At 43.0% G+C, this 13,632-nt stretch carries 14 protein-coding genes; 9 read left to right on the top strand and 5 right to left on the bottom strand.

The annotated features are described in order from the left end of the window. The first annotated feature begins 51 nt into the window (after positions 1–51). The gene (locus QLG00_RS02280; RefSeq protein ID WP_004948656.1) at positions 52–975 is read left to right on the top strand and encodes a CysB family HTH-type transcriptional regulator; all 924 of its coding nucleotides are present in this window, start codon (positions 52–54) and stop codon (positions 973–975) included. Positions 976–1,033: 58 nt separating this feature from the next. Here QLG00_RS02280 and carO read toward each other — a convergent pair whose 3' ends face one another. Beyond that, positions 1,034–1,786 carry an ornithine uptake porin CarO gene (gene carO, locus QLG00_RS02275; RefSeq protein WP_119025930.1) on the bottom strand — a complete coding sequence of 251 codons (753 nt, stop codon included), beginning with the start codon at positions 1,784–1,786 and terminating at the stop codon, positions 1,034–1,036. Between the two features lie 302 nt (positions 1,787–2,088). Between carO and dapD the strand changes: the two genes are divergently transcribed. The 5 genes from dapD to QLG00_RS02250 all read left to right on the top strand — a co-directional run bounded on the left by dapD (position 2,089) and on the right by QLG00_RS02250 (position 5,378). Then, the gene (gene dapD / locus QLG00_RS02270; protein WP_004939296.1) at positions 2,089–2,910 is read left to right on the top strand and encodes a 2,3,4,5-tetrahydropyridine-2,6-dicarboxylate N-succinyltransferase; all 822 of its coding nucleotides are present in this window, start codon (positions 2,089–2,091) and stop codon (positions 2,908–2,910) included. A 112-nt stretch (positions 2,911–3,022) separates the two neighbouring features. Beyond that, on the top strand, positions 3,023–3,733 hold the full coding sequence (queE, locus tag QLG00_RS02265; RefSeq protein WP_004948660.1) for a 7-carboxy-7-deazaguanine synthase QueE: 711 nt from the start codon (positions 3,023–3,025) through the stop codon (positions 3,731–3,733). 24 nt (positions 3,734–3,757) lie between these two features. Next, positions 3,758–4,429, top strand: a complete 672-nt coding sequence (gene queC, locus QLG00_RS02260) for a 7-cyano-7-deazaguanine synthase QueC (protein ID WP_025094974.1) — start codon at positions 3,758–3,760, stop codon at positions 4,427–4,429. Positions 4,430–4,442: 13 nt separating this feature from the next. Beyond that, positions 4,443–4,853, top strand: a complete 411-nt coding sequence (locus tag QLG00_RS02255) for a hypothetical protein (RefSeq protein ID WP_004939305.1) — start codon at positions 4,443–4,445, stop codon at positions 4,851–4,853. A 60-nt stretch (positions 4,854–4,913) separates the two neighbouring features. Then, entirely contained in the window at positions 4,914–5,378 is a 465-nt protein-coding gene (locus QLG00_RS02250; protein WP_282470435.1) for a peroxiredoxin, read from the top strand. Between the two features lie 46 nt (positions 5,379–5,424). Here QLG00_RS02250 and QLG00_RS02245 read toward each other — a convergent pair whose 3' ends face one another. Further along, the gene (locus tag QLG00_RS02245) at positions 5,425–5,988 is read right to left on the bottom strand and encodes a nicotinate-nicotinamide nucleotide adenylyltransferase (RefSeq protein ID WP_151815470.1); all 564 of its coding nucleotides are present in this window, start codon (positions 5,986–5,988) and stop codon (positions 5,425–5,427) included. Positions 5,989–6,088: 100 nt separating this feature from the next. Here QLG00_RS02245 and QLG00_RS02240 point away from each other — a divergent pair, with 100 nt between their 5' ends. Together QLG00_RS02240 and QLG00_RS02235 are read left to right on the top strand one after the other, a co-directional pair. Next, positions 6,089–6,889, top strand: a complete 801-nt coding sequence (locus QLG00_RS02240; protein ID WP_282470434.1) for an enoyl-CoA hydratase-related protein — start codon at positions 6,089–6,091, stop codon at positions 6,887–6,889. Between the two features lie 116 nt (positions 6,890–7,005). Continuing rightward, entirely contained in the window at positions 7,006–7,788 is a 783-nt protein-coding gene (locus tag QLG00_RS02235; protein WP_119689923.1) for a nitroreductase family protein, read from the top strand. Here QLG00_RS02235 and QLG00_RS02230 read toward each other — a convergent pair. Beyond that, entirely contained in the window at positions 7,772–8,104 is a 333-nt protein-coding gene (locus QLG00_RS02230) for a hypothetical protein (RefSeq protein WP_004939320.1), read from the bottom strand. The two genes, QLG00_RS02235 and QLG00_RS02230, sit on opposite strands and share 17 nt — an antisense overlap. A gap of 122 nt (positions 8,105–8,226) precedes the next feature. Here QLG00_RS02230 and QLG00_RS02225 point away from each other — a divergent pair, with 122 nt between their 5' ends. Next, positions 8,227–9,420 (top strand): YbfB/YjiJ family MFS transporter, encoded by a 1,194-nt coding sequence (locus QLG00_RS02225; protein ID WP_151764060.1) that lies wholly within the window; start codon positions 8,227–8,229, stop codon positions 9,418–9,420. Here QLG00_RS02225 and QLG00_RS02220 read toward each other — a convergent pair. Further along, positions 9,407–9,526 (bottom strand): KGW motif small protein, encoded by a 120-nt coding sequence (locus tag QLG00_RS02220; RefSeq protein ID WP_004939335.1) that lies wholly within the window; start codon positions 9,524–9,526, stop codon positions 9,407–9,409. The genes QLG00_RS02225 and QLG00_RS02220 overlap by 14 nt on opposite strands. Positions 9,527–9,645: 119 nt before the next feature. After that, on the bottom strand, positions 9,646–13,482 hold the full coding sequence (gene purL / locus QLG00_RS02215) for a phosphoribosylformylglycinamidine synthase (RefSeq protein WP_282470433.1): 3,837 nt from the start codon (positions 13,480–13,482) through the stop codon (positions 9,646–9,648). Positions 13,483–13,632 lie beyond the last annotated feature (150 nt).

The following is a 13,632-nucleotide window of genomic DNA, read 5'->3' as shown; positions in this document are numbered from 1 at the left end:
ATTAAAAAATGGGGGCAAGTCCCCCATTCTCGTTGAGAGGATCAAGAGAACATGAATTTTCAACAATTACGCATTATTCGGGAAACCGTGCGTCAGAATTTTAATCTGACCGAAGCTTCTGCTGCACTTTACACTTCACAATCAGGTGTCAGTAAGCATATTAAAGATTTAGAAGATGAGTTGGGTGTACAACTTTTTGTTCGCAAAGGAAAACGATTGTTAGGTTTGACAGAACCCGGCCAATCCTTGCTTGGCATTGTTGAACGTATGTTGGTCGATGCAGAAAATATTAAACGTCTGGCCGATGACTTTAACAAAGTTGATGAAGGCACCTTGACTATTGCCACCACGCACACACAAGCTCGTTATGTGCTGCCTCCGATTGTCAATCAATTTAAGAAACTGTTTCCAAAGGTACATTTAATCTTGCAACAGGCCAGCCCAACCGAAATCTCAGAAATGTTGTTGCTTGGTGAAGCGGACATCGGTATTGCCACCGAGTCTTTGACCACCGAAGATAATTTGGCCAGCGTCCCTTACTATCAATGGGAACACAGCATTATCACGCCGCAAAATCATCCGCTTGCCAAAGAAACCGACATTACACTTGAGAAGCTCGCAAATTTTCCAATCATCACCTATCACGGCGGCTTTACTGGGCGTTCAAAAATCGATAAAGCCTTTGAAGATGCCGGCATTGATGTCGATATCGTCATGTCTGCACTCGACGCCGATGTCATTAAAACCTATGTAGAACTTGGAATGGGTGTGGGAATTGTGAATGACGTGGCCTACGATAAAGAACGAGATTATCGCTTGAGCCAACTCAAAACCGGAATTTTTGGCTTAAATACAACATGGATCGCGGTTCGTAAAGGACACTTACTTCGTGGTTACGGCTACGAGTTTATTTCTTTATGCTCACCAGAAGCGGACATTAAGCAGCTTAAAAAAGTGGCTTACCCAGACGAGTAAAATCAAATTGATAAAACAAAAAAAACGGGATTTCTCCCGTTTTTTTATGTTCAAACAATTACCAGTAGTAGCTTACGCCCACTTTACCAACAGGTAACCATTTGTATTTGTCATCGTTACGGATTTTGTTCTCTTCATTATTGACAGCATCTTGAGCAGATGTTGTGTTACCAGCAATTGGTGTAAGATTGTACTGGGTGAGTTCAACTTGAGGATTACCAGTGTAGTAAGCACCAACTTCAGCGAATACACCCCAGTTTTTGTTAATCTTAGGTGCGAAACCAAAGCCTAAATAAGGCGCAATATCATTGTTGTAGTTCATCTTACCGCGAACGCCACCTTGTTGATTTGTATCAGTTACTTGGTAATTTTTACCATCTATTGATAACGATTCACCAGGATTAATGCGTTTTGCAAGATCGTAGTCATTATCTAGATATGCAGCACCCGCTGCAACATATAAACCTTGTGCCCAACGGTTATCGCTTGCACCCCAAGGACGAATTTCAGCGTTTAGATAGACATTGTTATTATTCATATCTAAATCATACTTGGTGCCATTGACTGAAACGTCATCGCGCCATGAAATATCGCCACCATTATAACCAAGTGCTAGACCTACATACGGGTTTGCTTGCCAAAGCAAAGCACCACCATAACCCGTTGTGCCTACTTCAGCACGAACACCTACAGGAATGAGCTGCTGCGCATCAAATGCATAACGGTCATGTACCACAGCATCATCAGCTGATGCAACGCCTGCTACAGCGCTAAGTGCACCTGCTAATGCGAATACTTTTAATACTTTCATTTTCGTCTCCTCAAAAAGAGTAAAGGTTTGTTCTAATAAATCTGATTTCTTTTGGTAAGCCCATAGTAGATGAAATTGTGATTTGTTTTTATACAAAATTTGCTTATTTTCTGTTAATTTTTGATACAAGTTGGCCTTTTAGCTTGTTTTTTAATCAATTTTTATTGAATTTAAATATAATTATTGCTGCAAAAACGCAATGTCTAAATTTTGATTGTTTTTTAATCACGACAATCATTCAACCCAAGATTCTTTGGCCGTTTTCGTGTAGAATCTTTAAAATTTTTTTTGGAAGGACGTCCATGTCTGAGCTTTCAACGATCATTGAGCAAGCGTTTGAAAATCGTGCCAACTTTACCGCTGCTGATTGCCCTACAGAAATTCGTGAAGCAGTTGAACACGTTATTGCTGGTTTAGACAACGGCACTTTACGTGTTGCTGAAAAAATTGATGGTGAATGGATTGTTCACCAGTGGGTTAAAAAAGCGGTTTTATTATCGTTCAAACTTAACGACAACAAACCTGTTGAATCTGGCGATTTAGCGTTTTACGATAAAGTAGACACTAAATTTGCAGGCTGGACTGAAGCGCAGTTTAAAGAAGCTGGTGTTCGTGTTGTTCCTCCTGCTGTTGCACGCCGTGGTAGCTTCCAAGCGAAAAATGTTGTGTTGATGCCATCTTATGTCAACATTGGTGCTTACGTTGATGAAAACACCATGGTTGATACTTGGGCTACTGTAGGTTCTTGTGCTCAGATCGGTAAAAATGTTCACTTGTCTGGCGGTGTAGGCATTGGTGGTGTACTTGAACCACTTCAAGCCAATCCAACGATTATTGAAGATAACTGCTTTATTGGCGCGCGTTCTGAAATTGTTGAAGGTGTAATCGTAGAAGAAGGTTCTGTAATTTCAATGGGCGTATATATTGGTCAGTCGACTCGTATTTACGACCGTGAAACTGGTGAAATTCATTACGGCCGTGTACCTGCGGGTTCAGTAGTTGTACCGGGCAGCTTACCGTCTAAAGACGGCAAGTACAGTCTGTATGCTGCAATTATTGTGAAAAAAGTAGATGCGCAAACACGCTCGAAAACCAGTTTGAACGATTTGCTTCGCGCTGAGTAATTCTCACAGATTAGCGAAATATTGATGCTCTTCGGAGCCTGATTCGCTTCTCGTCTCTACGGTCAAGCCTGATCGTAGAGATTTTTGTTTTTCAACTCTTGGTAATGCTGTAATGACTTCTTTACGTTCTACGACAATTCCAGTGACGGACCCGGCTGCGGGACTACGCATAACGGAAATTTTCTACTCTTTACAAGGGGAAGCCAATACTGCGGGTTTACCAACAGTTTTTATCCGCTTAACGGGTTGCCCTTTACGCTGCACATATTGTGATACCACTTATTCATTTGAAGGTGGGCAACGACTTTCAATTGATGAAATCATAGAAACTGCACGTGCCTACAAAACGCCTTATATTTGTGTGACAGGTGGCGAGCCACTGGCTCAGCCCAATTGTCAGGTGTTATTAACGCGTCTGTGTGATTTAGGTTTTGACGTTTCACTGGAAACCAGTGGTGCACTCGATGTTTCAATGGTCGATGCTCGGGTATCAAAAGTGCTTGATCTCAAGACGCCAACCTCTGGTGAAGAGAAGCGTAACCTGATGAGCAATCTTGATCATTTGACTCCTCACGATCAGATCAAATTTGTGATTTGTAATCGTGAAGATTATGAATGGTCCAAACTTCAGGTCGAACAATTTCAACTTGAGAAAAAAGTGAGTACCGTATGGTTCTCGCCTGCTTTTGCCGTTGAGAAAAATGCAGCCAAACTGCCTCAACTGGCTCGTGATTTAGCAGAGTGGATTCTAAACGACCATCTCCCCGTGCGGTTTCAGTTACAGCTCCATAAAATTTTATGGAACGATGAAACGGGTCGTTAATTTAATTTGATTGGAGAATGATATATGCGCCCTCGTGCCATTGTTTTATTGTCAGGCGGCTTAGACTCAACAACCTGTTTAGCTTGGGCACAAGCGCGCTATGAATGCATGGCCTTAAGCTTTATGTATGGTCAACGTTCATCTACAGAGCTAGATGCAGCCAAAGCACTGACTCAACGCGCTGGCGTTGAACATCGCGTGATCAATATCGATTTAGGTAATTTGGGTGGCTCTGCCCTTACCGATCACAGCATTGATGTTCCAGAACAACAACAAGATGGTATTCCGGTGACGTATGTACCGGCTCGTAACACAATTTTTCTCTCGTATGCGCTTGCTGCAGCAGAAGTTTTTGGCGCTGAGGCTATTGTTATTGGCGTAAATGCAGTAGATTATTCTGGATACCCTGATTGTCGCCCAGAATATATCGAAGCGTTTACAAATATGGCACGCTTGGCAACAAAAGCGGGTGTAGAAGGAAAACCTCTTACATTTGAAACACCTTTGTTACATTTATCCAAAGCGAATATTATACGTCTTGGTATTGAACATGGCGTAGACTATAGTCAAACAGTTTCTTGCTATCAGGCTGATACGCAAGGCCGTGCTTGTGGTAAATGTGATAGCTGCCGCTTACGTAAAGAAGGTTTTATTGAAGCTGGCGTCGCAGATCCAACACGCTACATACCGCAATAATAAGGTACTATTTATGAAATTTTTGAATACCAAACTTTTACTTTCTTCTGTAATGGCATCTGCAGCTTTGTTTGCATCTGTAACCCATGCAGACGACAACAAACTTCAGCAAGCCTACAAAAGCACAAATGTAAAAGGTGCTTTGATCAATCTGTGTAAAGAAGAAACTGCTAAAGGTAATAAACTGAACAGCGCAGAAGTAAGCAAATATTGTTCATGTGCAGTAGAAGCAGACGGCAGAATGACCAATGCACAAAAATGGGAAATTCAAAGCGCGATTAATGCTAAGAAAAGCCCAAGCACATTGGCTTTCGTACAACAGCAAAACAAAAGCCTTCAAACTTGCTTAGGCCCTCAGTTGACTTCAAAACTTAAAACTTTAAGTGAAGAAGCTATGAAAGCCGCACCAGCAGCGAAAAACTAAGTTCATTTTAAAATGACATTACAAGCCACATTATGTGGCTTGTTTTTTATGGAGAGAACAATGAGTAACGTAGAAATTCAATTACCGGATCAAGTGTTTCCAACTACAACGGGTGAAATTAATTTATCTGATTTAGATAACGAATGGTTGGTGATCTATTTTTACCCAAAAGACTCCACCCCGGGTTGTACAACACAAGCAGTCGGCTTTTCTTGCTTGAAAGATCAGTTTGATGCTCTGAATGTTAAAATTGTTGGTTTATCACGCGACTCAGTGAAATCACATCAAAACTTTACAGCAAAGCAAGCACTCACCATCGATTTGATCAGCGATAAAGAAGAAGTGTTGTGTAAGCATTTTGACGTGATCAAAGAAAAAAATATGTACGGTAAAATGGTGATGGGGATTGAACGCTCAACCTTTATTTTTCACAATAAAAAATTAGTCAAAAGCTATCGTAAAGTGAAAGCAGCTGGGCATGCAGAACAGGTGCTTGAGGATATTCAGGCGCTTCAAGCCAAATAATCTAGTCCAATAGACTTCGCTTAGAGCGAAGTCTATTGTCAACATATTAAAGATTTGAACTATCGTGATAAGAAAATTTGTGCTGTAACTCTCGATAGGTATCAGTTTTTTGAAAAGCCTTCAAAAATGCAATGGTGCCTTGTGGAAAAGCCGACTCATCAATGCAACCCTCATAGAACGCTTCACGCAGCGGCGTGGCCGACATAGACTGCTTTAGGCTGTCCAGTTCAACCATGTGCCACTCTGGAAACAACTTTAAGTAGTAGGATGACTCATCCTTAAAATGGCCAATTAAACCAATCTTACTTGTGGATGGAGCCAGCGCATAAACACCAGATTTAACTTGCTCAACCCACTTTTTATCGTCATAGACATCAATAATGGGCGCAAACAAAATACGTGTTTGCTGTTCGGGTGTAAAATTTGACAAGATCATGTCTTGTCGCTCTGCCGCCAGAAACGGATTTTTAATATTTCGCTCTACCTGAGCCGACCCCAAAGCAATAATCACTTGTCGACTCTGCTGTAATGCAATTTGAATCGTTTCAAGATGAGCCAAATGAAAAGGCTGAAAACGCCCAATAAAAACAAGGTAATCAAACGTATACATATATCAACTTAACTTCAATGAACTCATCAGTTGCTTTTTTCAAGCAGTTTTAAGACATAATGAGCCGCATAGCCTTTTATAAATAACCAAGGATAGTACGATGACACTACAATGTATTCAACAACCTCATCAACATTTACAAGCAAATTTAGAAAATGGGGTGCTTACCTTAGCGCTTAATCGTGCAGAAGCAAAAAATGCACTTTATGGCGAATTATATCTTTGGCTGGCAAAAGCGCTCGATGATGCTGATGCATCGTCTGAGGTTCGAGTGGTTGTGTTACGTGGTGTTGATGCAGATTTTTCGGCTGGCAATGACATGAAAGACTTTATGTCATTTATTCAAAAACCGCATGAAGGCAAAGCTGGCGATCAGCCGCCTTTTGTCTTGTTAAAATCGGCTGCGCGCTTTTCAAAGCCACTTATTATTGCAGTTCGCGGTGTCGCCATTGGTATTGGAGTGACCATTTTGCTACATGCAGATATTGTTTACGCCGACAATACGGCGTTGTTCCAGATTCCATTTGTCAGCCTAGGATTGTCACCTGAAGGGGCTGCAAGCCGTCTGTTGGTGCAACAAGCAGGATATCATCGTGCGGCAGAATTACTGTTTACTGCACAAAAATTTAATGCCGAAAAAGCGCTACAAGCCAGTTTGATCAACCAGATTTCAGAAGATGTCTATACATTAGCAAACAAAACGGCTCAACAGTTATCTGCCCTTCCTTTGGCTTCCATCAAGCAGTCTAAAGCCCTCATGAAGCAAGACCTATCTGAGATTATCGACTGCATTGACAACGAAGCCGAAATTTTTATGCAACGTGTGCAATCGGCAGAAATGAAAGAAGCGGTGCAAGCTTTTATGCAAAAACGCCAACCTGATTTCTCACAGTTTGCCTAATTATTATACTTCAATACAATCAATCACTTAATCTTCAGTTTTGTGATACATTTTTTTAACATCACAAAATTGATGCAGTGATATGCTCATTTTATTGTCTCGCTTAAGTAAAGATCATGACCACGACTTCTCACGATTCAGCAACCTCAGATTCAACTGAAAAAAAACGCTATTTTGAGCCTGCACCTCAAGATATCGATGTCGATAACTTTCGTAAAGTGCTTGAAAGCAGACGCTCGGTACGCAAATTTACCGATAAAGCCATTCCTACTGAGGTCTTAGATGCCTGTCTGGATTTGGCCCTACTGGCACCAAACTCGTCAAACCTTCAGCCATGGACATTTTATGTAGTGCAAAATCCAGCCAAGAAAAAACAGCTGGTTAAGGCTTGCTTAGGGCAATTGGCTGCAAAAACAGCGTCAGAACTGATCGTCTGTGTTGCGCGTACCGATCGTGTCGATGAAATGGCCAAGAAAAATATTTCTGAATTTCCGTTTAATGAACCGCCTAAAATGGTTAAACAGTATTACCGTTTTATTCCGTTCAACTATAAAACCGGCTATTTCAACGCACTGGGAAATTTAAAAAAAGTGGCTTTTAAAGTGGCCAGAACACTGGATCGCCAGCTGCCTGTGACGGCATTTAATCCGGCCGACGCAAAGCTTTGGGCTGCAAAGAGTACCGCACTGGCCTGTGAAAATCTGGTCTTGGCATTACGAGCCTATGGATTTGATAGCTGCATGATGGAAGGCTTTGACGAGCCAATGGTACATAAGCTGCTTAAACTCAATGACGAGCAATTTCCGATTATGGTCATTGCGGCGGGTGAACGTGCCACAGATGGTGTGTTTTATCCACAGTACCGATTTGATCGTGAGCTGTTTATTCAGAAAATCTGATTGAATCAATATCTACCATTTGAATAAATTCAAATGCGGGTTCTTCATACGGATGACTTGCACTTAAGGCCAAGGCAACTGCTTTGGCCTTTTGTTCAGATACAATCGTTTCCACACGCCATTCTTCAAGCTGCTCTAGAGCGTCTAGTTGCCCTAAAAAAGGTTGAGCATTTTTAACTGCTTTAAATTGTCCAATACCTTTTACTTGCCAAGCACACTGCTCATAATGACCAACACCGCCTGCCCCGGCGGCAAAAATTGCAGCTTTGGTCGATTCCAGATGAGATTCAGGTACGTAATAAATTAGTTTAAGCATATAAAATTCCTAATAATTTTAAATAGTGATTATAGATTAGTGATATTCGAAGCGAACCAAAGCATGGTATTTTAGCTGTTCCAAATACAGCTGTCAGATCTATAGATGGAGCTTATAGTCAGATGATACTCACCGCCTCCTCGCCACGCCCAGCCGAAACGTTACTTATCCTGTTCGCAGGCATTTCAAGTTTAATTGTGGCACATGGTCTAGGGCGATTTGCATTTACCCCCTTACTGCCTTATCTCATTCAAGATAATGTGATCACACTTGCTCAAGGGGCTAATCTCGCAACTTGGAATTATATTGGCTATTTGGTCGGTGCACTGGTGGCAGTCTCTCTACATGGACGAAACAGCACGCAAAGTGTGCTGATCTGGGCATTACTCGTCAATGCAGGATTGACTATTTTGCAAATTATCACAACAGATTATACGTTTTTTCTACTGCTGCGTTTATGCAATGGTATCACCAACGGGCTGGTGTTTGTGCTTGTCCCTGCACTGATTCTTGAATGGTTGGCAGAGCATCATAAAACACAGTTAAGCGGGCTGATGTTTACAGGCGTGTCGATTGGGCTCATTTTGGACAGTATATTAATCGACTGGTCATCGGCATGGTTTAGCGGACAATTGCGCTGGATTCCAATCGGCTTGGTGGCGCTGCCGCTGGCGTTATTTAGTGTCTGGCAACTTAAGAAAATTGCATTATCTTCTCGCCCTACAGTCGTCATTCGTTCATCACACTTACTAGACCGAAACAGTACTCCGTTATTTATCGGCTATGCAGGTGCTGGCTTAGGCTATATTTTACCGATGACGTTTTTGCCTACGCTAGCACATGAGTTAATTCGTAACCAGCCATTCATTCTGACCAATATCTGGCTAATTACGGCACTTTCTTGCCTAATTTTGTTACCTTTCTGGAATAAGCTCGGCGCAAGTACCAATGACCGCTTTGCACTGATTTGTTCTTATATTGTGCAAATTTTAAGCTTGATTGCTGTATTGATCTTTCATAATGCAATCGGTGTGGTGATCTGCGCGATTTTGATGGGCGGGAGTTTTATGGGGACTGTGGTGTGCTCTCAGCGAATTGCGCGAATCTTTCAACCGCATCAAGGCCCTAAACTATACGCAGCGCTGATTAGCCTATATGCTGGCACCCAACTAATTGGACCGTGGCTGGCTAAACTCTGGATTGATCATGGCGGGACATTACTGCAAAGCTTTTACATGGGCTTGGCAGCTCTGATCTGGGGCCTGCTCTGGACACTGCGTACACCGAATCCCGCGAATGTGGTTACGACACATTAAGGCGTAAATAATTTGCCACAATCCAGAGCATTTCCAGACTCATCACCATGCCAAATAACCACCACCCTCTGCGTTTGTGTTGAACTGTGTGCTTATTAGAATACATTGCAGATACATCCTTTTTTTATTGTGCTCATAAATCTAAAGCAAAAGCCATACCACAGCACAAAATATAAACAGCATAAAAAAACGCCACACAAGGTGGCGTTTTTTTATGCGGCTGAATTAGCCAATAAATTTACGTGCGTTACGGAACATACGTAACCATGCACCATCTTCAGTCCAGTTTTCTGGTGACCAAGAATGTTGAATAGCACGGAAGTTACGCTCTGGATGCGGCATCATAATGGTTGCACGGCCATCTTTAGAGGTCACACCTGTAACAGCTTCTGGTGAGCCATTCGGATTCAGCGGATAATGCTGAGTTGGGTTACCCAAGCTGTCGACATAACGTAAAGTGACTTGCTGATTGGCATTTAAGCTCGCCAAATGAGCATCGGTTGTCACTACACGACCTTCACCGTGAGCGACTGCAATTGGCAAGATCGAACCTTGCATATCTTGCAACAATACCGACACCGATTTTTCAACACGCACGTTTACGCTACGCGCCTCAAACACTTCCGAAACGTTACGATGGAAACGTGGCCATGCATCAGCACCCGGAATAAGCGGTGCAAGCTGTGACAGCATTTGACATCCGTTACAAATCCCCAGACTAAAGGTATTGTCACGATGGAAGAAGCTCTCAAACTGATCGCGTAATTTCGGATTAAACAGCACCGATTTGGCCCAGCCACCACCTGCACCCATGACATCACCGTATGAGAAGCCACCACATGCCACCAAACCTTCAAAATCTTGAAGATCGACACGACCGGCGAGTAAGTCACTCATGTGAACATCAATGGTGTTGAATCCGACTTTATCGAATGCCGCCGCCATTTCAACGTGCCCATTGACACCTTGCTCACGCAAAATCGCCATATTTGGACGACGTGTCGCAATGAAAGGTGCTTCAACTGGTTCGTTTAAATCAAAAGTAGCTTGTGCAATCAAACCTTTGTGGTCTTGATCTGAAATCAAGGCAAATTCTTGGTCAGCAGTTTCAACATTGTCACGTAAACGCTGGATTTGATGAGACACTTCTGCCCATGCACGTTGTAATTCGGCACGTTCAAAAGTTAAACCGTTCACAGTTAATTGATCTGAACTGTTCACACGGCCAACTACCGAAATCGCATCTTTAAGGCTAGAAGCCGAAATTTCAGCTTGTACAGCGTCCCAATCTGCAGCTTTTAACTGAACCACTGCACCAATTTCTTCTGCAAACAGGCTTTCAATGCTTTGCTGTTCAAGTGCAACACCTAAACGTGATGCAAACATCATTTCGGCAACCGTAGCGAGCAAGCCACCATCACCGATATCGTGATAGGCTTGAATTAAACTGCGATTATTCCAGTCTTGTACCAACGCAAAAAATGCTTTTAAGTCATCAAAACTGTCAACATCTGGCGTAACCGTCCCGATTGCCTTGTATACTTGAGTGAGAATCGAAGCGCCGAGACGGAACTGGCCTTTCGATAAATCGATACGAACCAGAACAGATTCATCAAATTTTTTCAGCTCTGGTGTTAAGGTTTTACGCACATCACTCACAGGTGCAAATGCAGTAATCACACCCGACATTGGCGAAGTCACGGCTTTGTCTTCACCATTATCATTCCACGTGGTACGCATGGAAAGCGAGTCTTTACCGACCGGAATCGCAATGCCCAGCGCAGGGCACATTTCCATACCAATGGCTTTTACACCTTCAAATAAAGCTTGATCTTCACCTTTTTGACCTGCAGCTGCCATCCAGTTTGCAGAAAGTTTGATGTCACCAATTTGTTCGATATTGGCCGATGCAATATTGGTAATCGCTTCAGCCACCGCTAGGCGTGCAGATGCCGCAGGGTTTAACAATGCCACTGGCGGGCGTTCGCCCATTGCCATGGCTTCACCTGTGTACCCTTGAAGGCTGGTTGTGGTCACCGCAGCATCGGCAACAGGCACCTGCCATGGGCCAACCATTTGGTCACGTGCCACCATCCCAGTAATCGAGCGGTCACCAATGGTGATCAAGAACGATTTAGATGCCACAGTTGGGTTTTTAAGTACACGGAAAATGGCATCTTTTAAATCGATCTGTGTCGTATCAAAAGCTGTACCTTCACGTTCAATGCTTTCATAAGAACGTTGCATACGAGGCGTACCACCTAGCATGACTTGCATCGGGATATCCACCGCATTGTTTTCAAACAATGGATCTTCAACCGTTAAATGACGCGCTTCAGTTGCTTCACCAAGCACAGCAAACGGACAACGCTCACGCGCACAGATTTCTTCAAACTGAGCCAAAGACTCTGGACGAATCGCAAGCACATACCGTTCTTGTGCTTCGTTTGACCAGATTTCCATTGGGCTCATGCCAGGCTCAAGCGATGGAATTTTACGTAAATTTAAAATCGCACCCAACTCATGGTCGTTTACCAGTTCAGGCATCGCATTTGAAAGACCACCTGCACCAACGTCATGAACAGACACAATCGGGTTGAAATCTTCTAGGCGCCAGCAGGTATCAATCACTTCTTGGCAACGGCGCTCCATCTCTGGGTTTTCACGTTGTACAGAAGCAAAATCAAGGCTCTCACCCATGGTACCGCTGTCTACAGAAGATGCTGCTCCACCACCCAAACCAATCAACATGGCTGGTCCGCCGAGTACAATCAGTAAATCACCTGGTTGAATTGCATCTTTTTCGACATGATCTGGACGAATGTTGCCATAACCGCCCGCAATCATGATTGGCTTATGGAAGCCTTTCACTTCGCCGTTGACATTTTGTTCAAATGTACGGAAATAACCATTTAATGCCGGACGGCCAAATTCATTGTTAAATGCTGCACCACCCAATGGACCTTCAATCATGATTTGAAGTGGAGATGCCATGCGTGACGGTTTACCGTAGTTGTCTTCCCAAGGCTGTTCAAAGCCCGGAATATTGAGGTTTGAAACGGTAAAACCGGTCAAGCCTGCTTTTGGTTTCCCCCCACGGCCTGTTGCGCCTTCATCGCGGATTTCACCGCCTGAACCCGTTGCAGCACCCGCAAATGGCGAGATTGCAGTTGGATGGTTATGGGTTTCAACTTTCATCAGGATGTGTGCAGCCTGACTTTTATATTTATAAATATAATGACCGGTGTCGTTGTCTTTTTTTGGATAAAAACGCTGAGTATCGTAGCCCACAATCACAGACGCATTATCTTTATAGGCAGATAACACTTCGTCTGGTGACTCTTTATAGGTGTTTTTAATCATCTGGAACAAGGATAACGGCTGTACTTCACCATCAATCGTCCATTCTGAACCAAAGATTTTATGACGGCAGTGCTCTGAGTTTGCCTGAGCAAACATCATCAGCTCGATATCGTTCGGGTTACGGCCCAATTGAGTAAAGGCATCGGTAAGGTAGTCAATTTCTTGCTCAGACAATGCAAAACCAAATTCATTGTTGGCTTTGACCAGTGCCGCTTTACCCTCACCCAAAATATCAATCGAGTTGAGCGGTTTTGGCGAAGTTTCCAAAAACAATGCATTGGCACTGTCAATTTCTGCAAAAACTGTTTCAGTCATGCGGTCATGAAGTGCTTGTTTCACTTCATGGGTCATTTCGCTAATCCCTTTAAGGGTAAACAAAATACCACGCTCTAAACGATGAATCGGTGTATTACAGTTTTTGAAAATATCGGTGGCTTTAGACGACCACGGCGAAATGGTGCCGATACGTGGCGTCACCAAAACTTGGATTTCATCTGTTGCCGCCTGACGCAGCTCAAACGATGATCCATCATTTAATAGTTGTAATGCAGATTGATGCTGCTGCTCGTTGAGCGCTTGATCAAACAGATAAACCCATTGGCTGTCAAAAGATTGTACAGAACTAATTGACGATAAACGTGTTAATAGTTGAGCTTTCTTAAAAGAAGAATGTGCTGGTGCACCGGCCACGATAAACATGTTGATTTTGGCTCCACGGGCAAGTCTGATGAACTTTACCGCAATGTGACTTTAGAGAGAGCGCATATTCTACTGTGAAAAGCAAAAATCGGCTAGATGAACATTCCGTATTATCTAAATGAATTGCATCAAAATAATCACATTCACGAA

Source organism: Acinetobacter sp. V89_7, assembly GCF_029967895.1.
Taxonomy (GTDB): Bacteria; Pseudomonadota; Gammaproteobacteria; order Pseudomonadales; family Moraxellaceae; genus Acinetobacter; species Acinetobacter soli.
Note: the sequence above shows the minus strand (reverse complement) of the source record. Positions and strands in the feature narration are given on the sequence as shown.

Coding starts and splice junctions, on each gene's coding strand:
- QLG00_RS02280 (WP_004948656.1), top strand. CDS start 52: ATGAATTTTCAACAATTACGCATTATTCGGGAAACCGTGCGTCAGAAT.
- carO (WP_119025930.1), bottom strand. CDS start 1,786: ATGAAAGTATTAAAAGTATTCGCATTAGCAGGTGCACTTAGCGCTGTA.
- dapD (WP_004939296.1), top strand. CDS start 2,089: ATGTCTGAGCTTTCAACGATCATTGAGCAAGCGTTTGAAAATCGTGCC.
- queE (WP_004948660.1), top strand. CDS start 3,023: ATGACTTCTTTACGTTCTACGACAATTCCAGTGACGGACCCGGCTGCG.
- queC (WP_025094974.1), top strand. CDS start 3,758: ATGCGCCCTCGTGCCATTGTTTTATTGTCAGGCGGCTTAGACTCAACA.
- QLG00_RS02255 (WP_004939305.1), top strand. CDS start 4,443: ATGAAATTTTTGAATACCAAACTTTTACTTTCTTCTGTAATGGCATCT.
- QLG00_RS02250 (WP_282470435.1), top strand. CDS start 4,914: ATGAGTAACGTAGAAATTCAATTACCGGATCAAGTGTTTCCAACTACA.
- QLG00_RS02245 (WP_151815470.1), bottom strand. CDS start 5,988: ATGTATACGTTTGATTACCTTGTTTTTATTGGGCGTTTTCAGCCTTTT.
- QLG00_RS02240 (WP_282470434.1), top strand. CDS start 6,089: ATGACACTACAATGTATTCAACAACCTCATCAACATTTACAAGCAAAT.
- QLG00_RS02235 (WP_119689923.1), top strand. CDS start 7,006: ATGACCACGACTTCTCACGATTCAGCAACCTCAGATTCAACTGAAAAA.
- QLG00_RS02230 (WP_004939320.1), bottom strand. CDS start 8,104: ATGCTTAAACTAATTTATTACGTACCTGAATCTCATCTGGAATCGACC.
- QLG00_RS02225 (WP_151764060.1), top strand. CDS start 8,227: ATGATACTCACCGCCTCCTCGCCACGCCCAGCCGAAACGTTACTTATC.
- QLG00_RS02220 (WP_004939335.1), bottom strand. CDS start 9,526: ATGTATTCTAATAAGCACACAGTTCAACACAAACGCAGAGGGTGGTGG.
- purL (WP_282470433.1), bottom strand. CDS start 13,482: ATGTTTATCGTGGCCGGTGCACCAGCACATTCTTCTTTTAAGAAAGCT.